The sequence below is a fragment of the Streptomyces sp. NPDC050287 genome (genome assembly GCF_044459385.1).
GTDB lineage: Bacteria > Actinomycetota > Actinomycetes > Streptomycetales > Streptomycetaceae > Streptomyces.
This window is the reverse complement of sequence record NZ_JBITIY010000012.1, coordinates 204,268-226,942: the sequence shown is the minus strand read 5'-3', so window position 1 is coordinate 226,942 and position 22,675 is coordinate 204,268. Positions and strand designations below refer to the sequence as shown.

The window sequence follows — 22,675 nt, the reverse complement described above, 5'->3', positions numbered from 1 at the left end:
AGAGGTGGCGTGAGCAAGCCCTCCGCCGGCCGGATGACGGACCAATTGGCCAGAACCAGAGTGGTCTCGCTCCCTCGCCTCACCGACACGCAGGGAGAATGACGACGGGGATCAGTCGACCCGAGCACCTACCTGTTCCGCGAACGGCCTTGCCAGTTCACCGAGTCGGCCGGGTTGCGCTCCCATGCCTTGGTGCTGAGGAACTGGGGTGTCGTACCTCGAGGTGTACATGGACGTCGGCGACGTCCGCTGCGAAACTGTGCGACGAGCCGCTTCCAGGATGTCGACTCCGGTACGTCCGTTTCGCTGGTCGTGCGGTGAGCGTCACTTCCCGGGCTGGTGCAGGGCTGCGACGACCGGGCGGCACGTCGGCTTCGAGTCTTGGCCGGAGCGGGAACGACTGACTCTTGACCTTGCCCAAGGGTGAAGGCCGACAGTGTCTGCGGCAACCAAGCCGCGAGCTGAGCTGACTGGCACTGACCGAACCGGAGGAGAGGAACCTGCATGGATGACGACGTTCTCCTGGCAGAGCAGAGGGCCTACTACAGGGCCGGTGCGGCCGAATACGACCGGCCCTACGCGGAGTACGAAGCCCTGCACGAATTGCTGGCTGTCGTCGATGACCTGCCGATTGCCGGGGATGTGCTTGAGTTGGCCTGCGGAACGGGCCAGTGGACCCCGAGGCTTGCCGCAAGGGCACGTTCGGTGACGGCCGTCGACGCGGCAACCGAAATGTTGGCCCTCGCTCGTGCGCGCACCCACTCCCCCGCCGTCCAGTTCGTCGAGGCCGACCTGTTCGAGTGGCAGCCGCCACGACGCTACGACACCGTGTTCTTCGCCTTCTGGCTCTCCCATGTCCCACCGACGCGGTTGCGCGGCTTCTGGAACACGGTCGCGGCCGCACTCGCGCCGGGCGGCAAAGCGATCTTCATCGACGACGGCCCCGCCGCAGCCGCATACGAGGAAGTCCTCGCGAACCAGCCGACCCCGGCGGCGCTGCGTCGGCTCGACGACGGCAGCCAGTACCGCATTGTGAAGGTGTTCCACGATGCCCAGACCCTCACGGACGACCTCACCGCGCTGGGGTGGTCAGTCCGTATCCGGACCATGGCCGGGAACTTCATCGGCGTTGCAGAACCGCCGACCACCGCCGGCCCGAGGAGACACGGGGATGCTCGTGACCCGTCTTGAATGATCTGCTTCAGTGTCGGGCCGCTGACGTGCGGCGACCAGTCCGGTCGTCCTCGCCGGTGCTCACGAGGCCGGTCGAGCTCTGCGGTTCTGGGCCGCGCGGTCGAGCGTCACGTTCTGGAAGAACTTGCGCGTGACCTTCTCGGTGTCGCCTCCTCGTCGACCAGATCCTGCGGCCGGACATCGACGACCGCGCCGGTCCCATCGGCCAGCCGCGCGAAGCAGTCCGGGGGGTGCTCCCGCTCCCGGTCGCCATCGGGCCAGACCAGGCGGAACGGCTGGGAGGCCAGAGCCACGACGGCGGGTTCGAAGTCCAGGGCCATCGCCGCGTCCCGCTCGACCCACGACTCGTAGCCCACCAGGGAACGCAGCCGCAGTAGGTTTCCCCGGGGCCGGGCTGGGCGCGATGATCCGCACATGGCGGAACCGGCTGCCTCCGTCGGCCGCCGGGCTGCCGGTCGTCCGCAAGCGCCGGGCGGCCGGTGCCGGGCGGGAGATGGTCGCTGATCGTGCCCTCCGCCGGCGGGCTAACGCCTGCGGAACGCAGACGGCCGAGGATTTCGACGGGCAGGTCGTTCAGTAAGTGAGCGATGCGAGGTACGCCGTATCCGGCATCCACCACAACCAGACCTCAGGATCGCCTGGCGTCCACACCGACCGGCCCCGGTCGCTGCCGGCAGGCCTTGCCGCTGCCCCGCTTCCCGGACGGACGCCAGGTGCTGATGGTGGACTTCTCACCGTGGCTGCGGTCAGACGCTCCGTGTTCGCCGGACCGGCATTTCTGCCACCTACGGTCGCGCGAAGACAGCTCGCGGATGCGAGGTCACGCGCCTGGCCTTGGTGCTCCGGGACGTGCCGGTTGAACCCGTCGGGCGCATCCGCGGCGACCGCGTGATGCGGTTACCGAAACCGCCCCGGGTCTACGGCCCGAAGGGCGGTCGCCCGCCAGGGCACGGACAGCCGCCGTCCGGCCCGGCGGTGAAGTCATCGTGGAGAAACTCGATCCAGTGCCCGCAAGAGCAGTGGAGAAACCAGGGAAATCGACCGTGTGTTCCTGCATTCGCCGGGCACGAGGAGCTACGGAGGTTGATAACTATGGTTCCCCTGCTTCTCGTTCTTCTGCTGGCTCTGATCCTCTTCGGCGCGGGCTTCGCGCTGAAGGCGCTGTGGTGGATCGCCGTCATCGTGCTGGTCGTCTGGCTGCTGGGCTTCGTCATGCGCTCCGCAGACACCGGTGGCCGCAAGGGCCGCTGGTATCGCTGGTAACCCGCCAAGCAGCGACATGCCTGTGGGCCCCGGACACGTCCGGGGCCCACATCTCCTCCGGCCCCGGTCCAGCTCGATCGCGGCGGCGACCAGTCTGGACGCGGTGAGCCGGCGGACCTCCTCCCCCCTCGAGTGCGGCCGCCGCCGATGGACAGGCCGTGCCTGCGCAGATCATTGAGCGCGCCGAGGTGGGAGGCGACGGCGCCTCCTTCCGCGGGGCCGCCGTCTTCTTCTTGGTGTGCCGGTACGTGGGGTGCGGTGGGGACAACCGCAGGATCCGATCCGCCGTCGCGACCTTGAGCACTCAGAGCACGCCTGGCGGCACACAGAGCGATCCACGACAGGTCAACCGCGCACACTGGCAGCGGGACGCGCGGAAGAGCGTCTCCGACCAGGTCCCGGTCCAGCTCTGAGGCCACCCTTCGCCGACGCGCGCCGCACCGGCCTCCCAGGAAGTCCGACAGGGCGTGGCCTTGCCGTACCTCGCAAATCCCGGGCGGGGGCGTCACGGTCGAGGGACGGGTCGACGGCGTGCCCCGCAGCCCATACGGCGGCACGATGGAGGGGAGAGGGTGGATGGCGGCCCGATGACGGGAGGGACTCCCATGGCTCAGCAGACGACGCCGAAGGCACCGGCCAGGAAACCCGTCAGCACGGGCAGCGTCTTCTTCTCCTTCGCCCCGTGGATCATCTTCGGAGTGGTCGCCAGTCCCAGTACCTGGGAGTACGCGGCCCTCGCCGCGCTGGTCGCCTCGATCGTTCTGTCGGGGCAGGACCTCCTGCACGGCAAACTCCGGGTCCTCGACGTGACCGGCATCGTGTTCTTCGCCGTTCTGTCGATCCTCGGCCTGGCCCTGGGCCGCGGGCAACTCCTGTGGGTGGAGACGTACGCCCAGGTCATCTCGAACGGTCTGGTGGCCGTCATCGCGCTCGGATCGCTGTTCGTCGACCCGTTCACCGCGCAGTACGCCCGGGAGTCGACCCCACGTGAAGTGTGGAACTCGCCGGTCTTCGCGCACATCAACACAGTGCTGACGGCCGCGTGGGGCGCGGCCTTCGCCCTGATGACGGTCTCAACCTGGCTGGCCGTCCGCTTCCCGTCCCAGGACGACTGGTTCAACTGGGTCGTTCCCATCGTCCTGCTCGTGTGGGCCGTGAAGTTCACCCAGCGCTACCCGGAGTCGTACAAGGCGCGCATGACCTAGGCAGTGTCTTCACATGTCACGCCCACATCAGGAGTGATACGAGGGTGACGGCTGCCTCGTAGGACTGGGCGGTTTTGTCGTAGCGGGTGGCGATGCCACGCCCTCGCTATCGAGCTGTAGCCCTTGTCGCCCAGGACGTGATCGGGCCGGACGCGGGGTCGCCCGGGCCCGGGGTACTCGGATCGCTCCTGGTAAAGGACCGTGAACTCTGGCCGGTCAACGGCCCGGTGACCACTGGGCGCGCCGGGGTTCAGGCTGATGTCAGGCGCTCGGATCTGTGACTCCTACGCCTACGCTCCGCAGAGACGCTCAGCGCAGTCCCCATCCGGACGAACCGGCGTCTGGACATGCCTGGCGTTGCCGCCCGCCTGAGAATCAGGCGGGCGGCAAAGAGGTCACTCGAAGGCGCAGCCCGGGTTTGCGGCGTCCTCGGAGAAAGGTGCTCCGTGCGGAAGGACATAGAGAACTTCGAGAACGACGTCCGTGGAGCCCAGATTGCGGCCTATGTGGACGTTGCCTGACCCAGCCGGTTCCACGAGTGAACTGCCCTTCTTGTACGTCCCGTCGGACGCGCACGTCGCGTTGAAGTGGCTGAGAGTGCCGCTGGCGACGTAGCCGTACAGGGTACCGTCGTGGTAGTGCCAGCCGGTTGCCTGACCGGGGGGAATCGTGACTTCCCGGAGGATGTAGTCCTTGTCCCCCACCGTGGTCTGCGTGATGACCTTGCCCGTCACTCCTGGCCCCGCGGGAGTCGCGTGAGCAGGAACAGCGGTGAGCGACAGCCCGGCGAGCATGGCTCCGGTGATGCCTACGCGTGTCAAATGACGCATGATTCGTCTTTCAGTGATGGATTGGGTTTGCCTCACGGTGAGTTGCGCTCACAGCGGTAAGCGAAGCGGCTGGGCCACTCCCGCCGTATCGATGCGCATGGTGCTGGCCAGGTTGGTCGGTCACACCTGCCGCCGCCATCATCGTGCGCCCCAACTCTATAGATTTTTCGATGACTTGGGCATGCAGGGGCAGTGTGAGGGCGCTCCTTCGGGAGCCAAGAACACCAAGGTACGGCCCGGCAACCCCAATCTCGAAGGAGCTCTCGGCCGGGCCGCCTTCGGGGCGGCCGGAACCAACAACACCTACCTGCGGGCCCGCTACAAGCGACTCACCGCCCGGCGCGGCCCACCCAGGGCCCTGGTCGCCGTCGAGCACTTGGTCATCACCGCGATCTGGCACATGCTCACCGACAACGTCCCCTACCACGAGCTCGGCGGCACCTACTTCGCCCGACGCGACCCCGAACGAGCCACCCGCCGCGCGATCACCGCACTCAACCAGCTCGGCTGCACCGTCACCCTCAACCCGATCGAGGACGCGGCCTGACACCCAGAACCCGGACACCCGGCGACCACCATGGCGCCCATGGCTCGGCTGCCGGCTCGGCGCTGACACTTCACAAGGCCGAGGAGATCATCCCCGCCCTGCCAAGCCCTGGCTGCCAGGACCAACGCCGTGCGGACGAGTGTTCAAGCGGCGTGTGACGGTGACGGGTGCGGCTTGCCGGGTGTTGTGGCGGGCCGGGTGCGGGAGGCGGGGAGGCAGGCTGCTGCCAGTCCGCCCAGGATCAGCAGGCTGCCGAGGGCAGCGGTCGTGGTGAGGTGCTCGTGCAGGACGAACAGGCCGAGGAAGGACGCGGCGAGGGGTTCGGCAAGGCTGAGGGTGCCCACGGCGGCCGCGCTGGTGGACGGGATGCCGGCGGAGAACAGCCAGTACGCCAAGGCGGTGGTGACCAGTCCCAGCCAGGCGATCAGGTACAGCGCGGCGGGCTGGGTGAGTGCGGCGGTGTCAGTGACCATCCACGGCATCAGCGGAACGGCGCCGAGCAGCAGCGAGAGGGCGGACACGGCCGGCAGGTGGACGTAGGGGTGATCGGTGGTCAGCTGCTTGGCGTACACGGTGTACAGGCCGTAACAGATACCTGAGACCGTGGCGGCGAGCAGTCCGAGCACGTCGACGCCGGCGCCTGTGGGCGCGAGCAACAGGGCGCAGCCGGCCACTGCGGCGGCGGTGGAGACCAGCCAGGTCCGGGTCAGGCGTTCACCGTTGACGGACCGGGCGATCAGGCCGGTGGCGACGGGAGCTACGCCCAGAGCGACGACGGTGGCCAGCGCGGCGCCCGTGCGCGCGGCGGAGTACAGGAAGACAGCCTGAAAGATGCCGGTGGCCGCGGCGCAGATCAGCAGGGGGCGGGCCAGCCCCTGCCGTATCGCGGGAAACAGGGCCCGCAGATGGCGGCGGGCGAGCGCGCCCAGTACGGCACCCCCGACCAGTAGCCGCCAGCCCCCGAGGGCGGCGGGTCCGAGGGAGGTGCCGGCCAGGGCTTGGGCGGGGCCGACGGTACCCCACAGCACAGCGGCCCCCAGGATGAGCCCGGCACCGCCGGAGATGTACTTCTGTTGCCTCATGGTCCCGTAGATTAAGCATTGGTGCGCCTTGATGAGGCTCGCACCGAACTTCGTAAGGCAGGATGCTGAATCTATGGAACTTGATGCGGTGGACATGGCTCTTTTGCGGGAGCTGCAGAACGATGCACGGCAGACCAATCGGGATCTGGCGACGAAAACGGGGGTCTCCCCGTCGACGTCGCTGGAGCGGGTGCGGCTGCTGAGGGAGCGCGGCCTGATCACCGGGTACCACGCCGCACTGGACCTGGAGGCGGCCGGGCGGCCCGTGCAGGCACTGATCTCGGTACGGATCCGCCCCCCGGCCCGGCCGGTCATCGAAGGATTCCGGGAGTGGGCCCAGCAACTACCGGAAGTGATCGCCATGTTCGTCACCTCCGGCGCCTACGATTTCCTCCTGCACATCGCGGTACCGGATGTGAACGGCGTGTACGCCTTCGTCATCGATCGGCTCACCGAACGACGCGAGGTGGCCGACGTACAGACGACCATGGCGTACGAGCACGTCCAGTCACGGATCATCGAACCGGCCGGCGTCGCCCTGGATCGGACGGGGTATTCGAGGCGTCACCGGTGAACGCCACCCGCGCACCCACCGGCGGCAGGATGCCCGCAGCGGCCCGATGGGCGGACGGGCGCGCAACCGTCACGATTCCGCTTCCCGTCGGCAGCCCGGCGAGCACCGGGCGGACCCGACGCCGGCCGCGATCGTGCGCGGCTCCGTCCTCGACGCGGTGCGTGGGGAGCCACCAGGCGCGATGGGCGGGGCCACCCTGAACAGGTCGTCGAGTTGTCCACCTGTACGTGGAGCGGGTGATCGCGCCGAGGAGGGTCCGGACGGGACCTGATGGTGCCATGACGCCCGCGGAAGCGGCGGACACGGCGGCGAGGCAGGCCCTCCACCCCGTGCGTCGCCCTGCGATCTCTGGTCGCCGCAACATTTTTTGCCCGGCCTGTAAGAAGTCGGCCTTCACGCACATTGCTTGGTGAAGGAGCCGACACGAGGAGACGGCGCGTGACCCAAGCCCAACGCTTCCGCACCATGTACGAGGAGTGCTATTCGCGGGTACTCGCCTATGCCATCAGCCAGGTGGGGCGGCAGGTCGGTGAGGACGTCACCAGCGACACGTTCACCATCGCCTGGCGCCGGATACGGGACGTTCCACAGCCCGAGCTGCCGTGGCTCCTGGGAGTGGCCCGCAACCTGGTGCGGGAGATGCGTCGCCGCAACAGCCACCAGTACGTCCTGGCCGTCGAGGAAGCACAGCGCATCAGCAGCCGCGCCCGGACCGACGTGGGCGACGTGGCCACGGACGTGACCGACCGCGAGGCCGCGCTGCAGGCCCTGGCGAACCTGTCCGATGCCGACCGGGAGTTGCTGACGCTCATCGCCTGGCACGGGCTGAGCGCCAATCAGGCCGCACGGGTCCTGCGCTGCACCACGGCGACGCTGACCGTTCGTCTGCACCGCGCACGCCGCCGTCTGGAGAAGGCCATGGCGGACGTGTCCCTGCCACCGGAGCGGCCGCCGCGAGGAGCGGATCGCACCGAAGCACTCACCTGAAGAAATCCCACGAAGCACTCACCGGAAGAAGGGCAACGCATGAAGAAAAGGTCGCACGAACGGTCGCGACGGCCCGACGTGATGAAGGTGCTCGCGGACGCCCGGCCCGCCGAACTGGACCCGTCCCGGTTGACGGGCTCCCTGCGGTACCAGGAGGACTTGACCAGGATCATGGCGGAAACACCGGACAGCCGCCCAGCACGCGTCCACCTGCGGCCGCGCACCTGGGCCCTGCCGCTCGGGGCCGTGGCGGCCGTCGCGGCGTCCGCGGTGGTGGTGACCACCCTGGTCCAGCAGGAGCCCGTGGGGACCACGGACGAGGGCGCGAGCGCACATCCGCCGTCCGCCACCGCGACCCAGTTGAACGGCCGCCTCGAACTGCTGGCCGCGGCGAGGAAGTCGGAGGCGTCGGCCACCGAGGGAACCTACTGGCAGACCATCACACGGTCGCAGAACGTGGATGTCGTCGGAGAGCCGGGACAGCGTTACGCCGTACGGACCAGCGAGACCCAGCAATGGTCGGTGGGTGTGCGCCCGGGAACCCAAAGCCTGATGGTCACCGGTCTCGACGCCGAGACCGCGCCCCGCACCAAGGCGGACGAAGCACGCTGGCGAGCCGCCGGTTCACCCCACGAGGTGCAGATCGAGGCGGGGGCGGACGGTTCGCTCAAGCTGGCGCTCCCGATGGGAACCGACCGGCGGCCGCTGGTCATGCGGACCGACGCCCACGACGAGATCTACGCTCTCGGCCCGCATAACGTCTCCTACCAGGACCTGTTGCAACTCCCCACCGGCAGCGAGGAGTTGCGCCGACGGCTTGAGCGGCTGTACGCGGAGGACACCGCAGCCGAGACCGGCGCCGGCCGCACGGCCTGGATGATCCGCCAGGCGGCGGACCTCATCACCATGCCGGTGAAGCCCGCGGTACGGGCCGCCGCGTACCGGGTGATGGCGGACCTGCCCGGCATCCGGGCGCTGGGGGCCACCACCGACCCCGTGGGCCGCAAGGGCATCGGCATCGCGTTCCCCGGCACGACGCCGACCCCGCTGGGGAAAGTGGACCAGCAGTTGATCGTGGACCCGTCCACCGGCGCCCTGCTGTCGGAGCAGGTGGTGCTGGCCGAGCCGTCGGCCGCGGCGCGGGAGGCGGGTCTGGACGCGGGCGCGACGTTGAACTACACGGCGACGACCCGGATGGGCTGGGCGGAGCGGCAGATCGACGTGCCGGAGAACGCCCGGCGGTGAGCTGCGCCTCTTCGGGCATCGGTGGAGCGGCCGCTTGCTCCCCCGGCGTTCGAGAAACCCCGAACGGACGGGATCGGACGGACCCCGGAACAGCCGCCGGGGCCGCCCGGTCCCGGAACAAACTCCACGTCGGGCCCGGAACACGACATCCACGCCGGTCCGGTCCCCCAACAACCCCTGCCAGGAGCAGCCCACGATGACAACGACGACAACACCCGCACGGGCGTCCACCGCACGCGGTCTCCGCGTGGCCACGGCACTCGCCGCCTGCGCTCTCGCCCTCACACCGTGGGCGGCCCAGGCGCAGACCCCCGCGCAGGCCACTCCTGCCTCCACGACGCAGTGGAAGCTGGACTTACCGCTCTCCGCGACCGAGTCGACCCGCTTCTTCGATGTCGACGCGGCGAGCCGGACCGACGCGTGGGCGGTGGGTGCCCGGGAGGACGCATCCGGGTCGGTGGCGCCGGTGGCCAAGCACTGGGACGGCACCCGGTGGAGCGGTGTCCGGCTCGCCGACATGGCAGGAAGGCAGGCACGGCTCGAGACGGTCGCCGCCTCGGGCCCGGACGACGTCTGGGCCGCCGGTACGTACACCGACGTCGAGTTCGGCGCCGCCTCCTCGAAGGTGATGCCGGACCGCCTGGCGGACCGGGTCGGCCGCGGCGCCGCACTCCCCGCGGCCGACAGTCCCGTCGTGCTCCAGCACTGGGACGGCACCCGGTGGAAGCGGGTGCCGCGTCCGGCACCCGCCAAGGGGTACATCCGCTTCGCCGTGGAACTGACCTCGGTGGGGCCGGACTCCGTGTGGCTGACCACCTTCGACTGGAACTCGACCACGGGCGCATCCACTGCGCGACTGGAGCACTGGGACGGCCGCACCTGGCAGCAGGTGACACTGCCCCCGGCACCGGACGGCCGTACGGCCCAACCGTGGAACATCAGCGGCACCGGCCCCGACGACGTATGGGTCAGCGCCCAGTCCGAGACCGCTGACACCACAACGCCCCTGCTCTACCACTTCGACGGCCGGCGCTGGACCGCGCGCACCATCCCCGTTCCCGAGGAGTACGGCCCCGGCTGGGTGGCCAACCACATCGTGACGACCAAGCGTGGAACGGTCCACGTGTTCGGCAAGACCAACGATCCCCAGACACCCAGCGGGCTGCTCGCCGCGCGCTGGGACGGCCGTACCTGGCAGTCGTTGCCCTTGCCAGGGGTCGACGAGGTGAACGCCGCGGGCGACGACTCCTCGGGAGCCGTGTGGGTTGCGGGCCTGCCTGTGGGCAGCGCGCACGCCGTGAACTCCCGCTGGAACGGCACCACGTGGACTCAGGAGGACCTTCCCGCGGACCTCACCTCGACCAGCGTGGGCAGTTCAGTCGCTGCCGTCGACGGCGTTCCCGGCACGCGCACGGTACTGGCAGTGGGTGACGCCGGCTGTGAGAGCCCGACGGGCGTGTGCGGCCTGCTGCTCTCACGCGGCAACGGCTGACGGAGGAGGCGGCACCGAAACACACCGCCTGCGGCCCGCACCTGGCGCCGGCCGCAGGCGGTGTGACACGTATCCGGTCGCTGGCCGGCGCGGCGCTTCGGATACAGCCGCTGGTCCCGGACTCCTGGGACCACTTCGCCCCCCGGGTACGGTTCGCCGCGCGAACCCGCGAGAACGTCCGAGACACCGAGGAGGCGGTCATGACGGTCACGTGATGGGACAGCGGCCGTCGCCTGCCCCGACCTCCACCTCGTCGTCGTCAGCCGACGACCGGTCCTTCGTCCGGGCCGCGGTCAGGCGCGTGCACACCCGTCAGGTGTCGAAGCGGCGGCGGGCGGCCTCGATGTGGCCGAGGTACTGGTGGGTCCAGCCGCACATTCCGTCGACCGTGGCGCGCAGGGCCTGGCCCGCCTCGGTGAGGGTGTACTCGACGCGTGGCGGCACGGTGGGGTGCACCGTCCGCTCGACCAGGCCGTAGCGCTCCAGCATGCGCAGGTTCTGGGTGAGCATCTTGTGGCTGATGCCCTCGACCTCGGTGCGCAACTCACTGAAGCGCAGGGTGCGTTCACCGAGAGCTTCGATGATCAGGAACGCCCACTTGTTGGCCACGTCCGAGAAGATCTCCCGCGCCAGCGAGTCCGCGCGCCTGAGGTCCGCGTCGTCGGGCGAGCCTGTGAACTGCTTGGTCACCATAAGGTTCCTCAGTTGCCGAAAAGTGCGTTCTTCCAGTTCAGTGCCCACTCTCCTACGGTTCCTGAGTAACCGCAAGAGAGCGAGCGTCGGGGTGCTTCGACGGAACCGAACCCGCGGGCTCACGTGACCAGGAGGCAAGCAGCATGGCCAGTATCGACGTCTTCAACCACCAGATCCCTGCCGAGCCCGACTTCGGCTACTCGCAGGCGATCAAGTCCGACCACCTGATCCATGTGTCCGGACAGCTGTCGCTCGACGAGGCAGGCGACTTCCGCCACGCGGATGACTTCGCCGCCCAGCTCAAGCAGACGTACGCCAACTTCGACAAGGTCCTGAACCACTACGGCGCCACCCGCAACCAGATCGTCTCGCAGACCCTGTACGTGGTGAACCTGCGGCAGAACGCGACGGCGACGGCGGAAGGCAACCTGGCGTACTTCGGCGACCACCGCCCGGTCAGCACCGTACTCGGCGTGCCCGAACTGACCTTTCCCGAGCAGGTCGTCGAGATCAGCTTCGTCATCGACACCAAACTGCCCGCCTGAGGCCGACCATGACCGTCAGGCCGGGGTGTCGGCGGCTCGGACCTGGCCGGCGTCGGTCGGCATCCACCGTCACGGCCATGACTCGGCCACCGTCATCGGGGACCGGGACCGGGACAGCTGAGCCGACCGCGGGGTCCTGTTCGAGCCTCGGGTCGCGGCGTGGGACCACGCGTTGCGGCACCAGGGACGCCAGCGGCAGCGGAAGGGCCGTGTGACACGGCCGGACGGTCACGTCGAACACTCGTTGGCGTGCTAGTAGTGTTTCCCCTCAACGGCCGTTCGATGGCAGGGACATGGGAAGGGGGACGGCGATGTCGCTGAGCCCCGCCGATGCGGAGTCCATAGGCGGCTATGCGCTGGTGCGCCGGCTCGGCAGCGGCGGCATGGGCGTCGTGTATCTGGGACGCTCGGCCTCTGGGCGGCAGGTCGCGGTCAAGGTCGTGCACCCGCAGTACGCCCTGGACGAGGAGTTCCGGGCCCGCTTCCGGCAGGAGGTCGCGGCGGCACGCCGGGTGAGCGGGGCGTTCACCGCCCCGGTCGTGGACGCCGATCCGGAGGCCGAACTGCCGTGGATGGCGACGCTGTACGTGCCGGGTCGCACGCTGGCCGAAATCGTGGCCAAGGACGGGCCGTTGGGCGGGCAGGACCTGGCCAATCTCGCGCTGGGGCTCGTCGAGGCGCTGCGGGACATCCACCGGGCGGGTGTGGTGCACCGGGATCTGAAGCCGAGCAACGTCCTGATGGCCGAGGACGGTCCGCGCGTCATCGACTTCGGTATCTCGCGGGCCGTCGACAACGAGGCCCTCACCGTGACCGGACGGTTGATCGGCACCCCGCCGTTCATGTCGCCGGAGCAGTTCGCCTCACCCCGGGACGTCACCGGCGCCTCGGACGTGTTCTCGCTGGGCTCGCTACTGGTGTACGCGGCCACCGGCAACCGCCCTTTCGACGGCGGCAGCCCGTACACGACGGGCTTTCAGGTGATGTACGAGCAGCCTGCCCTGGACGGCGTGCAGGAGCCCCTCAGGAGCGTCGTCGAGCGCTGCCTGGCCAAGGACCCGGCCGCTCGGCCCGAACTCGCCGAACTGCACCGGATGCTCCGCGCGCTGCCGGGCACCGCCGCGCCGATGGCGCCGGGCACCACCGACCCGGCCGTGGCGCCCGGCACCGCCGACCAGCCCATGGCGCCGGCAGCCGCCGACCGAGCCGGATCCCGCCACCGAGCCGCCCCTGCGCACGCCGTCCCACGCCAGGTGGCCGCCGCCCCGAGAACGGGCGGAACGGGTGGAACGGACGGAACCGACGGGAGTCGAACCGGTCACCGACGGCGAGTGTGGCGCATCCTCATCAGCCTCGCCGCGACCCTGGCCGTGACCGGGCTGAGCATCACGGCAGTGAAATGGGGGCAGCACCGTGCCTCGGCCTCCCACCCATCCACCGCGTCCGCGTCGCCTACCGGCGGCCCGTCCACTCCGGAACTTCCCGCCGGCTGGCAGCCATGGCGGGCGAGCCTGAGCACCGCCGTCAAGGGCGAGCCAGTGGACGATCTCGCGTCCGGGTGTGTGCCGGACAAAAACGCCCTGTACTGCGCCGGAACGGGCTTCACGGTCGCCAAGATCGACGCAGCCACCGGCCGCGTGCTGTGGCGGTACGGGACCAGCCCACAGACGTCACGGCCCGTCGGTGTCCGGAACGGACTGGTCTACGTGTATGAGAAGCCGCCCGACGCGCTCTACGAGAACGCCACCTATCTGACCAGGCGGCTGGTCGCCCTGGACGCCGACACCAGGCAACGGCGCTGGTCACGCCTCGTCAGCGAGGACCGGCCGGCATACCTGTTCAGTCGTGGGGTGCTGACGATGTCGAAGGACGCCAAGAAGTTCGTCGCCTACGACGAGTCGGGCAGGGAACTGTGGACGGCGCCGGCGCAGGCGTCGGCCGGGAACACCTGCATACCAGGGGTGCTGGACGGCGCCCCGTACGGCCTGTGCACACCGGACGACCCCGCCAGGGGCTCGGTCAGCCTCCTGCGATTCGACCCGGCCGACGGTACGCGCCACGAGATAGCGCCGCTGCCCGCCGGTACGCAGCCGCTCGGCGTCGTCGGCGGACGGCCGCTGCTGCTGGTGCCGCAGGACGTGGAGTACGTATCGGACGGCGGAGAGGACGAGCCGTACAAGCAGTTGTTGAGCGTCGACCCGAGCAGCGGTGCCGTCGAGCGGATCCCGCTGACGGGCACGGCGCGCGGCAGCGCCACCCTCACCGGCGGGGTCGTGTACTTCGTACGGCCCAACGGAACGGTCACCGCCGTGCGGGCGGCCAATGGCAAGCGGCTTTGGCAGAAGTCGACGGACGGCGAGAACCTGTCGGCACCGGTGGCGTCCAGGAGGTACGGCGACCTCTACTTCACCAACCGCTACGGCCGGCTGCTGGCGCTGGACCGCGACACCGGCGCACCGACGTGGCACACGACCGCGCTGGAGAATCCCGGAGGCTCGGTGGAGGACACCACGCCGAGCGTGCTGCTCGTCGAGGACGCGATCGTGGCGGTGGTGGGCGAAACCGCCTTCTCCGTACGGCCGGACCGTCCCACTGCCCGGCCGTCCCTGGCCACCGCGGGCTGAGTCGCCTCTGACCGGGCTTCGGCCGCAGCCGCGGCGCCACGGCCACCGCCGGCGGGCGACTTCGCCCCGCGTCCAGAGCCTCTGGAAGGACGCGCCACGCCTGGCGCCAGCGCTCGGATCCAGCGGACTCTCCGGACTCCCCGCCATCGGCCGATCACCCCCACAGCCGCCACCCGCCTCCCCTGGGGACGCAGTACGGCAGCCTGACAACTCAAGCAGCGCCGAGCAGAAGAGCATACGGGCCGTGCCTTGACCGCGCCGCGTTGGGCGGATCGGTGCCCGACCCGGCGCTCAGCGCAGCCGTACGAGGAACACGTCCCCTCTGTCGTTGGTGTCCCCGGGAACCCAGTCGTCCTTCCATGACTGGAAGGCCGCCACGCGCGCGTGCCAGTCGTAGACGAGGGCGTTCATGCCGGCGTCGTCGGCCGGCAACCGCCGTGTGCGGCCCGTCCGCACGTCCCGCACGTACTCCTGGCCTCCCGCCGCGAGGACGTAGTCGCGGGTCGTGCCCAGGAATGCGCCCGCCCGTGTGGGTGCCGTCGGATCACCCGGCGCGTCGACCGTGCGCGTGCTGTGTGTGCCCAGGTCACGCAGGTAGCCGCCGGTGTGCCGGGCGCTGAGGACCATCCTGTCCGACGGGGAGTTGAACAGCACGTATCTGCCGTCGGGGCTGATCCCGGCGAGCCGCGAGGGCTTCGGAGAGGTGCCGCTGCCGTCGTAGGTGACGTCGACGCGCTCGGCCCCTCCGGTGGCCCGTCGCCAGGCGTAGACGTAGCCGACCGGCGGCCCGGACACATGGGGCACGTTCGTCGAGTAGGCGACAGCGCTTCCGTCCGGGGTGATGTGCGGCTCAACCGCCTCGCGGTCCCCGTCGGGGCCCGCCGCTGCGCTCACCCGCCGCGTCGTGCCGGTCTTCAAGTCCCGTACGTAGACGCGGACGTCGCCGTGCAAGCTCAGTGGAAACCACGGCTCCACCCCGGCCACGAAGGCCACGTACCGACCATCGGCACTGATCGACGGATCACGCGAGACGATACCGAAGCCGTCATCAAGGCCCAGGTTGACCTTCGCGGTGCGGCCGGTGCGCAGATCGCGGACGTAGACGTCGGACTGACGTCCCGGCGGCCCGCTGTGCACGGGGTAGGGCCATTCCGACGTGAACGCCACGTAGCGGCCGTCGGCGCTCAGGGACGGCTGATAGGCCTCGGCGCCGGCGGGGGCGCCCGCGCCCTGGGCGGTGACCCGCACGATACGGCCAGTGCGCATGTCCTTGCGGTAGACATCACGCAAGCCGTTGGTGTCGCCGGGCACGAGGTTCGTCGCGTCGGACTCGAAGGCGACGTACCGGCCGTCGGAGCTGACCGACGGGGCCATGGAGTCGCCGTCGCCCTGTGCGCCGTCGGCGGCGACGCTCACGCGTTGAGCGCGCCCAGCCGGCGCAGCGGCCATCGCCCCCGGCACCGTCACCGTCACCGTCACCAAGGAAAGCAGCGTCACCAGCGCGGCCCCGCCCGCCGCGCACAGGGCCCTGGTGGCTCTGGACATGTTTCCCCCCGAGAAACCGTCTCCCCCGGCCCCGCACCGAGGGCAATCAGGGATGCAAACGCACCTCTTGCCTCGAGTCAATCAGCCCGTCGGCGTACAACTCGTACGCGAGATCAACCGTCCGCGCACGGATGAGCAGCACGCATTATCCGGACATGGCTTCCGGCAGCAGCGAGTCCTCAACGAACTTCCGTACGCGCGCGGCCAATGCCGTCTCATCGCCGCCGCAGCGCACACATGGGCGAGCACGGCCGGCAGCGTCGGCAGCCGCTCCCCCGCCGCCTGCGACAGCGCGCTCGCCCCCCCCTGATACGTCCGCTTTGCCACCACGAGGTACGTCGGACTGCCTGCCTCCGCCTGCGACTTGCGTAACTCGCCCCGCGCGCCGTGCCACCGCCCCAGCGCTCGGATCGAGCGGAACCTCCGGGCGCCCGCTATTGATCAGGGTGGTGAAGTCAGGCTGCCATTCAATGCCCCAGCCGGAAAAGTCGAGTCAAGCGAGGTCGACGACCGGGGATGTTCCTGGCCGGGCCTCCTGGCCGAGTCGCCTGACGGCTCAGAGAGGAGCACTTCATGCACCTGATGCGAGGCGGCGCGACCGCCGCGGCAGTGGTTGCGCTCTCCGGCGGACTGCTGGCCTCCGCACCAGCGCTGGCGGTCCCGTCCTCTACTCCGGCCCCTTCTCAGCAGACAGTCGCCGCCGCAGTGTCCAAGGGCGCGACATGGCAGTGTTCCAAGGGCGGTTTCACCGGATACATCTACGTCAACTACACCCGCCAGTCGGGCAGGCCTGACAAGGTCAACTGGGTGCAGTACAAGATCGTCAAGGGGCGCAACCGCGGGGGTGACAAGGCCGACGTCACCTGGGCTGACGGGGGCGTGGCCCCGAGGCTCGTCTACAAGACGCACCGCGCCAAGCAGGACGGACAGTGGCACTGGCTGGGCGGGTCCTACGGCCGCGGCGGCGGTGCCTACGGGTTCTCCTTCATCTTCGACAAGTACCACGCCGGCGACCCGCGCTGCAGCAAGACGCCGGGGAGCCGACTTCCGTAACAACCCAGCCCTGTCCCTGGCCCAGCAGGCCCGGGGACGGGCACGTGCACGGGCTGGACGCTGCTGCGCGGACGCCAGTCAGCCCACAGCGCCTTAGCCGCAAACCCTCATGGCGGGCCGCAACCTCACACCAAGGCTGCGGCCCGCTCCGCTGCGGGAACAGCCAAACCGTCATCCCCAACGCACTCCCGTGCCTTTGTCGGTGATGTCGGCGGGGTGCTGACACCTGGGAGTCGTGAGCCGTCCGGCGTCTGGTTCCGGCGGGCGCGCTCCCGGTCACAGGAGGCAAAAAAACAGGACGGACGGTTTGTCACTGCCGAACTGCCCATCGCCCGGGCCGCATTCACGAACGCCAAGTCGTACCGCCCGGTCAGCCGAGGTAACAGGAGATCCCAGGACCCGCGACCTTTCCTCGGGCAGCCATGTCCGGTCCCCGGCGTCCAGCCCTCGAATCCGACCGTGGCGGCCACGACGCGGGCGCCGCGCCGTGGCCGCCACACCTTGGGGGAATCAGCCCTCCCGTGCGGCAGGGTGCAGCATCTCCGCGACCACCGCTGCCTGCGCCGCAACCGCTGTAATATACGAACTGGGCGGTATTTTCGGAGTGCTGGAACGCGTGTCAGCCGCACGACACATGGAGGCCGTATGGCCAAGCAGGACCGAGCCATTCGGACACGCCGGAACATCCTTCTGGCAGCAGCCAAGGTCTTCGAGGAGCACGGTTACCAGGCCGCGACGATCTCCGAGATCCTCACCTCGGCCGGAGTGACCAAGGGAGCCCTCTACTTCCACTTCAAGTCCAAGGAAGAGCTCGCACTGGGTGTGCTCGACGCCCAGGACAGCCAGTTCGCCGTCCCCGACAGGCCCTGCAAGCTGCAGGAACTTGTGGACGTCGTGATGCTGCACGCCCACCGGCTGCAGAGCGATCCCATGGTGCGTGCCGGCGTGCGCCTGGCCATGGACCAGACGGCGACAGGCCTGGACCGCACCGGCCCCTTCCTGCGCTGGGTCGAACTCAGCCGGGAGCTGCTGGAGAAGGCCCAGGCCCAGGGCGAACTGCTGCCCCACGTCGTACCGGCCAGGACATCGGAGGTGTTCGTGGGCTCCTTCGCCGGTGTCCAGTCCATGTCCCAGGCCTTCAGCAACTATCAGGACCTCATGGCACGGGCCAGCGAGTTGCTGCGCCACCTGCTGCCCACCGTCGCGCAGCCCTACGTGACCGCCTCGCTGCACCTGTCCGCCTCCCGGGGAGCAGAGGTGTACCAGGAGACCCAGAGGCTTGTGGAACAACGACCGCCGCAGCACGAGGAAGCAGCGGCGGTCGGCTGAACAGCAGGGCCGAGCCGACCGCCGCAGCGGACCGCTCCGGCCCACGCGCACAGGGCCCGGCGGCCAAGCCCGGTTCCGAGATGCCCGGCAGCTCACAGGCACAGCACCGGCTGCAGGAATCCCTGCGCCGCGTGCACGCCGGCCGGCATCCACGGCCGCGCATCGGATGTGGCCGGCCGCGAGGGGAGCTGAGACATGGGAACGCCGGCCGGGAAGACGGCGCTGTTCACCGGAGCCGGCCGCGGGACCGGCCGGCGCATCGCACGCGAACTGGCCCATGAGATGGCCCTGTTCGCGGTCACGACGGCAGGAACGAACAAGCCTCGCGGGACACCCCTTAGTTGATCAGCCAGGAGGGCGGGCAGTCCTTGCCCGTCCGCGCCGAACTGGGCTTACCAGGCGACATCGACCCACCTACGCCCAGTTGGAGAACGGCCTGACGAGACAGGGCTATGTCCTCACTCCTCTCCCCCGCCGGCACCGCACGCCAGCCCCCGCGACGGTCGGTCACTGGTTGAGCGCGATGTCTCCGGAGCGGGCCCGGACGGCGTCCAGGGCGGAGAGCGTTGCCTCGTCGAGCGTGACCGCTCCGGCCCGCACGTTCGCCTCCAGGTGTTCGAGGTCGGCCGTGCCGGGGATCAGCAACACGTTCGGGGCGTGGTGGAGCAGCCAGGCCAGTCCGACCTGTGCGGGCGTGGCGTTCAACTCACGCGCGGCGGCGATGACGGCCGGCTCGTCGGTCACCTTCGGCATCCGGTCGAAGGCGCTGCCGAGGGGGAAGTAGGGAACCCAGGCGATGCCTTCGTCGAGGCACAGTCGGAGCATGTCCTCGTCGTCGCGGGCCAGAAGGTTGTACGCGTTCTGCACACACGCGATGCCCGCGGGCAGGGCGCTGCGTAGAACGTCGAGGGAGACACTGCTGAGGCCGATCGCACCGATCTTGCCCTCGTCCCGCAGGGCGGTCATCACGGCGAGCTGGTCGTCGAGGTCGACCAGCTGATCCCCTGCGGCGCGCAGGCCGGGGCCGGTGTCCGTCCGGCGGAGGTTGACCAGGGCGATCTGTTCGAGTCCAAGGGTCGCCAGGTTGTCCTCGACACTGGCGCGCAGCTGTTCGGGGCGCTGCGCGAGGCGGAGAGGGAGCGGACCGTCGGAGTCGGGGTCGGCGCCGACCTTGCTGACCACCATGACGTCGTCCTCAGGGCGGACGGCTTCTCGGATCGCTTCGTTGACGAAGCCGTGGCCGTAGAACTGAGCGGTGTCGATGTGGTCTATTCCCAGCTCGATGCAGCGGCGCAGCATCCTGATGGCCGCCCTGCGGTCGGTCCGCAGGCGCTCCAGCTGCATCGCGCCGAAGCCGATCCGCGACACGGTACGGCCCGCGAGCCGTCCGGTGTCACCGGCGCGCAGCGCGCCGGATGCGGTGACCTGAGGAAATCGAGCGGCGGCGGCCATGGGCGTTCTCCTTCGGTGGGACCATAGACGAAACGGAGTGACTCCGTTTCGTTCACCGTAGCACTAACCGGAGGTCCTCCGTTTTGTCTGAGAGTGAGCCCACGGCCACTGACCGCAGCGCGCCGGCCACGAACCGGCCGACGCGCGCCGACGCACGGCGGAACCGCGACAGACTCCTCGCCACCGCCCGGGAGGCCTTCGCAGCGACGACGGACGCCGTACCGCTGGACGCGATCGCCCGAGCGGCCGGCGTCGGGATCGGCACGCTGTACCGGCACTTCCCCACCCGCGAAGCGCTCGTGGAAGCCGTCTACGCCGCAGAGCTCGACGAGGTCGTGTCCAGTGCGACGGCGCTCCTCGACGAGCTTGAGCCGGCAGTCGCACTTCGCGCGTGGATGACTCGTTACGCGGCGTTCTTCAAGATCAAGCGTGGCATGTCCGACACGCTGCGCGCAGGCTGGGCGTCGGGCAGCATCGCCACGCCCGCAACGCGGGAACGCATCACAGCCGTCATCGCCATGATGCTGCGCACCGGGGCGGAAGCCGGTTCGCTGCGCCCGGACGTCGATCCCCAGGACGTCACGATGATGCTCCTCGGCGTGTTCCTCTCGACAGCGGCGACCGACGAGCCGGACAAGACCGAACAGCTCCTCGACCTGGTCGTCGACGCCCTGCGCCCGGCCCTCGAGGCGGAGGGCCGGTAACGCCCTCCGACGCCACGCGCAGCACGGTGACCACCCGGGTGCTGTTGACTGCTCGGGCCGCAGCCTGCCCTGGGACGTCGTCAGCGGACGTCGCAGGGCAGCCGCTCGGCCGACCTGCCGGTCGGATCATCAGGTGCTCCCCGGTCGAAGGAATGAGGAAGGCAGGACGACCTGGGAAATGGCGCCGAGTCCGCGCATTCAGCTCGTCAGCCGGCCCAGGGAATTCGACCCGGAGCGCGGGAACAGTCCCCAGCGGGCCGAATGCAGCACGCGGATGACCGTATCCGCGCAATGGACCCGGCGTGTCGTCCTATCAACATCATGTCTTCATGTTCTGCTGCCTCTGAATATGGGCTCTCCGGCATTGCCGGAACGAACGGAAGCCCGCCCGCACCCCTGCTTCCCAGTGCTGCACGGAGCGCGCCTCGGATGGTCAATCGGCCGAACCGCGGGAAAGCCCTGTCATGCTGTCCGACCCCAATGAAGGCATGGTGATCAGATGTCGTCAGCCATGGGCGACACGCTCAGCCGCCATTTGGCCCTTTCCGCCGAGCAAGCGCCCGATGAAACGGCGTTCACCTTCATGGAATTCGGCGCCAACAGGGACGGGACTTCCGTCGAGCTGACGTGGAAGGAACTGGACACACAGGTTCGGACGGTGGAAGCAGGGCTTCGCCGGGCGGGTGCGGTTGGCGAGCGCGTAGCCATCGTGGCACCGCAGGGCCTCGACTACGTGATCGGATTCCTGGGTTCCGTCTGCGCGGGCGCGATCGCCGTACCGCTCTTCCCGCCCGACCTGCCGGGCCACGGCGAGAAACTGGCGGCCGTGCTGGCCGATGCGGCACCCTCCTTCGCCATCTCGGCCCCCGGGCAACGGGAAGCGGTGGCTGATTTCTGCACGGACCATGGGATCGATTCCGGTGTGCGCGTCGTGACCGTCGAGGCCCTGACGCAGACCGCAGCGACGGCGGGTACGGAGGCTCGGACAGACAGGGAGCCGCGGCCCGAGGACTGCGCCTATCTGCAATACACGTCCGGATCGACGAGGACGCCGTCCGGGGTGGAGATCACCCATGCCAACGTCTGCGTCAACGCACGCCAGGCGCTGGACGCGTATGGCGTGGGCGGAAGTGGCAACTGCGCCGTGAGCTGGCTTCCGCTGTACCACGACATGGGTCTGATGCTGGCGCTCGCCATGCCGGTCGTGGGCCGCATGGGATCCGTCATCATGGATCCGTTGGATTTCGTGCAGCAACCGGTCCGCTGGCTCCGCCTGCTCACGCAGTATGAACGGGCCCTCACAGCCGCACCGAACTTCGCCTACGACTACTGCGTTCACCGGGTGTCACCCGAGGAACGGACCGGCCTGTCCCTTGGATCGGTCGCGGGCATGATCAACGGCAGCGAGCCCGTCAGTCCGCGGACTCTCGAGCGCTTCCACGAAGCCTTCGCGCCGTCCGGCGTCCGCAGGACGGCCATGCGCCCCTCCTACGGCCTCGCGGAAGCCACCGTCTTCGTCGCGGCGTCGCCTGCCGGGGAGGAACCGACCGTCACCCCCTTCGACCGGGACCTGCTGGCGCAGGGGACCGCGCGTGTCGCTGAACCGGCCGACGGCGGATCCATCACCGAACTGGTCGCCTGCGGCCGACCGGCCGACCAGGAAGTGGCCATCGTCGATCCGGCCACCCGCCGCCCGCAGGAGGACGGGAAGGTCGGGGAGATCTGGCTACGGGGCCCGAACATCGGACGCGGTTACTGGGGCCGCCCGCCGGACGGGGAGTCCTTCGGCGCCGTCATGGAGGGCGGAGACCCGGCCGATCCGGCACAGCGTTGGCTGCGCACGGGCGACCTGGGGATCTGGCACGAGAAGCAGCTCTACGTCACCGGCCGGATCAAGGATCTGGTGATCGTCGACGGCACCAACCACTATCCGCACGACATCGAACTCACCGTGGAAAACGCACACTCCACCATCCGGCGTCACCATACGGCCGCGTTCGCCGTGTCCACCGACGAGGGCGAAAGGCTGGTCGTGGTCGCCGAGCACTCGCCTGCCGTCACCGACCCGGACGCACATCTCGACGAGGTGACCCGAGCCGTACGCGGGGCTGTCTCCGTCACCCACGGTATCGCCGTACACGACTTCGTCTATGCCCCACCCGGCGCCGTACCCCGCACCACCAGCGGCAAAGTGGCCCGCAGCGCCTGCCGTGCGCAATACCTCGCCGGCACCTGGACTGCTGTCAAGCACGCGGCACTGGAGGGATCCCGTACAGCATGACCACCACACATGGAGGGGACGCGGGATCCG

At 69.4% G+C, this 22,675-nt stretch carries 22 protein-coding genes and 1 pseudogene; 17 read left to right on the top strand and 6 right to left on the bottom strand.

What is annotated here, in order from left to right:
• Nucleotides 1-504 precede the first annotated feature (504 nt).
• Nucleotides 505-1,191, top strand: a complete 687-nt coding sequence (locus ACIBK3_RS35095) for a class I SAM-dependent methyltransferase (protein ID WP_399371650.1) — start codon at nucleotides 505-507, stop codon at nucleotides 1,189-1,191.
• 110 nt (nucleotides 1,192-1,301) lie between these two features.
• Here ACIBK3_RS35095 and ACIBK3_RS35090 read toward each other — a convergent pair whose 3' ends face one another.
• The gene (locus ACIBK3_RS35090; RefSeq protein WP_399371648.1) at nucleotides 1,302-1,550 is read right to left on the bottom strand and encodes a hypothetical protein; all 249 of its coding nucleotides are present in this window, start codon (nucleotides 1,548-1,550) and stop codon (nucleotides 1,302-1,304) included.
• Between the two features lie 481 nt (nucleotides 1,551-2,031).
• Between ACIBK3_RS35090 and ACIBK3_RS35085 the strand changes: the two are divergent.
• The 4 genes and pseudogenes from ACIBK3_RS35085 to ACIBK3_RS35070 form a co-directional block, all read left to right on the top strand.
• A pseudogene (locus tag ACIBK3_RS35085) lies at nucleotides 2,032-2,172 on the top strand (hypothetical protein); the annotation flags it as partial.
• A 114-nt stretch (nucleotides 2,173-2,286) separates the two neighbouring features.
• Nucleotides 2,287-2,457, top strand: a complete 171-nt coding sequence (locus tag ACIBK3_RS35080; RefSeq protein WP_030933194.1) for a DUF5670 family protein — start codon at nucleotides 2,287-2,289, stop codon at nucleotides 2,455-2,457.
• 158 nt (nucleotides 2,458-2,615) lie between these two features.
• Nucleotides 2,616-2,870: a hypothetical protein gene (locus tag ACIBK3_RS35075; protein WP_399371647.1), complete on the top strand. Its 255-nt coding sequence runs from the start codon at nucleotides 2,616-2,618 to the stop codon at nucleotides 2,868-2,870.
• A 192-nt stretch (nucleotides 2,871-3,062) separates the two neighbouring features.
• Complete coding sequence (locus tag ACIBK3_RS35070; protein ID WP_399371646.1) at nucleotides 3,063-3,662, top strand: hypothetical protein; 600 nt, start codon at nucleotides 3,063-3,065, stop codon at nucleotides 3,660-3,662.
• A 395-nt stretch (nucleotides 3,663-4,057) separates the two neighbouring features.
• On the opposite strand, the gene ACIBK3_RS35065 is transcribed toward ACIBK3_RS35070, so the two are convergent.
• A complete protein-coding gene (locus ACIBK3_RS35065; protein WP_399371643.1) occupies nucleotides 4,058-4,492 on the bottom strand; it encodes a cupin domain-containing protein in 435 nt (144 codons plus the stop codon).
• Nucleotides 4,493-4,673: 181 nt separating this feature from the next.
• Here ACIBK3_RS35065 and ACIBK3_RS35060 point away from each other — a divergent pair, with 181 nt between their 5' ends.
• Nucleotides 4,674-5,039 carry a hypothetical protein gene (locus ACIBK3_RS35060; protein ID WP_399371642.1) on the top strand — a complete coding sequence of 122 codons (366 nt, stop codon included), beginning with the start codon at nucleotides 4,674-4,676 and terminating at the stop codon, nucleotides 5,037-5,039.
• 143 nt (nucleotides 5,040-5,182) lie between these two features.
• Here ACIBK3_RS35060 and ACIBK3_RS35055 read toward each other — a convergent pair whose 3' ends face one another.
• On the bottom strand, nucleotides 5,183-6,121 hold the full coding sequence (locus ACIBK3_RS35055; RefSeq protein ID WP_399371640.1) for a DMT family transporter: 939 nt from the start codon (nucleotides 6,119-6,121) through the stop codon (nucleotides 5,183-5,185).
• 73 nt (nucleotides 6,122-6,194) lie between these two features.
• Here ACIBK3_RS35055 and ACIBK3_RS35050 point away from each other — a divergent pair, with 73 nt between their 5' ends.
• The 4 genes from ACIBK3_RS35050 to ACIBK3_RS35035 all read left to right on the top strand — a co-directional run bounded on the left by ACIBK3_RS35050 (nucleotide 6,195) and on the right by ACIBK3_RS35035 (nucleotide 10,419).
• Nucleotides 6,195-6,695: an Lrp/AsnC family transcriptional regulator gene (locus ACIBK3_RS35050; protein ID WP_399371639.1), complete on the top strand. Its 501-nt coding sequence runs from the start codon at nucleotides 6,195-6,197 to the stop codon at nucleotides 6,693-6,695.
• A gap of 438 nt (nucleotides 6,696-7,133) precedes the next feature.
• Complete coding sequence (locus tag ACIBK3_RS35045; RefSeq protein ID WP_399371637.1) at nucleotides 7,134-7,682, top strand: RNA polymerase sigma factor; 549 nt, start codon at nucleotides 7,134-7,136, stop codon at nucleotides 7,680-7,682.
• A gap of 39 nt (nucleotides 7,683-7,721) precedes the next feature.
• Nucleotides 7,722-8,927: a CU044_5270 family protein gene (locus tag ACIBK3_RS35040; RefSeq protein WP_399371635.1), complete on the top strand. Its 1,206-nt coding sequence runs from the start codon at nucleotides 7,722-7,724 to the stop codon at nucleotides 8,925-8,927.
• A 196-nt stretch (nucleotides 8,928-9,123) separates the two neighbouring features.
• Nucleotides 9,124-10,419 carry a hypothetical protein gene (locus tag ACIBK3_RS35035; RefSeq protein ID WP_399371634.1) on the top strand — a complete coding sequence of 432 codons (1,296 nt, stop codon included), beginning with the start codon at nucleotides 9,124-9,126 and terminating at the stop codon, nucleotides 10,417-10,419.
• Between the two features lie 312 nt (nucleotides 10,420-10,731).
• Here the strand turns inward: ACIBK3_RS35035 and ACIBK3_RS35030 are convergent, their stop codons facing one another.
• Nucleotides 10,732-11,112: a winged helix-turn-helix transcriptional regulator gene (locus tag ACIBK3_RS35030; protein WP_399371633.1), complete on the bottom strand. Its 381-nt coding sequence runs from the start codon at nucleotides 11,110-11,112 to the stop codon at nucleotides 10,732-10,734.
• Between the two features lie 143 nt (nucleotides 11,113-11,255).
• On the opposite strand from ACIBK3_RS35030, the gene ACIBK3_RS35025 reads away from it, so the two are divergent.
• A complete protein-coding gene (locus tag ACIBK3_RS35025) occupies nucleotides 11,256-11,657 on the top strand; it encodes a RidA family protein (RefSeq protein ID WP_399371631.1) in 402 nt (133 codons plus the stop codon).
• A 311-nt stretch (nucleotides 11,658-11,968) separates the two neighbouring features.
• Complete coding sequence (locus tag ACIBK3_RS35020) at nucleotides 11,969-14,281, top strand: PQQ-binding-like beta-propeller repeat protein (protein WP_399371630.1); 2,313 nt, start codon at nucleotides 11,969-11,971, stop codon at nucleotides 14,279-14,281.
• 291 nt (nucleotides 14,282-14,572) lie between these two features.
• Here ACIBK3_RS35020 and ACIBK3_RS35015 read toward each other — a convergent pair whose 3' ends face one another.
• Nucleotides 14,573-15,826, bottom strand: a complete 1,254-nt coding sequence (locus tag ACIBK3_RS35015) for a TolB family protein (protein WP_399371628.1) — start codon at nucleotides 15,824-15,826, stop codon at nucleotides 14,573-14,575.
• Nucleotides 15,827-16,399: 573 nt separating this feature from the next.
• On the opposite strand from ACIBK3_RS35015, the gene ACIBK3_RS35010 reads away from it, so the two are divergent.
• From ACIBK3_RS35010 to ACIBK3_RS35000, 3 genes are all read left to right on the top strand, one after another.
• Complete coding sequence (locus ACIBK3_RS35010) at nucleotides 16,400-16,879, top strand: hypothetical protein (protein ID WP_399371627.1); 480 nt, start codon at nucleotides 16,400-16,402, stop codon at nucleotides 16,877-16,879.
• Between the two features lie 645 nt (nucleotides 16,880-17,524).
• Nucleotides 17,525-18,208 carry a ScbR family autoregulator-binding transcription factor gene (locus ACIBK3_RS35005; RefSeq protein ID WP_399371626.1) on the top strand — a complete coding sequence of 228 codons (684 nt, stop codon included), beginning with the start codon at nucleotides 17,525-17,527 and terminating at the stop codon, nucleotides 18,206-18,208.
• Between the two features lie 195 nt (nucleotides 18,209-18,403).
• Nucleotides 18,404-18,553: a hypothetical protein gene (locus ACIBK3_RS35000; protein ID WP_399371625.1), complete on the top strand. Its 150-nt coding sequence runs from the start codon at nucleotides 18,404-18,406 to the stop codon at nucleotides 18,551-18,553.
• Between the two features lie 162 nt (nucleotides 18,554-18,715).
• On the opposite strand, the gene ACIBK3_RS34995 is transcribed toward ACIBK3_RS35000, so the two are convergent.
• Nucleotides 18,716-19,660 (bottom strand): aldo/keto reductase, encoded by a 945-nt coding sequence (locus ACIBK3_RS34995; RefSeq protein WP_399371624.1) that lies wholly within the window; start codon nucleotides 19,658-19,660, stop codon nucleotides 18,716-18,718.
• Between the two features lie 83 nt (nucleotides 19,661-19,743).
• Here ACIBK3_RS34995 and ACIBK3_RS34990 point away from each other — a divergent pair, with 83 nt between their 5' ends.
• On the top strand, nucleotides 19,744-20,364 hold the full coding sequence (locus ACIBK3_RS34990) for a TetR/AcrR family transcriptional regulator (protein WP_399371623.1): 621 nt from the start codon (nucleotides 19,744-19,746) through the stop codon (nucleotides 20,362-20,364).
• A gap of 499 nt (nucleotides 20,365-20,863) precedes the next feature.
• Nucleotides 20,864-22,645 carry a fatty acyl-AMP ligase gene (locus tag ACIBK3_RS34985; protein WP_399371621.1) on the top strand — a complete coding sequence of 594 codons (1,782 nt, stop codon included), beginning with the start codon at nucleotides 20,864-20,866 and terminating at the stop codon, nucleotides 22,643-22,645.
• The last annotated feature ends 30 nt before the right edge of the window (nucleotides 22,646-22,675 follow it).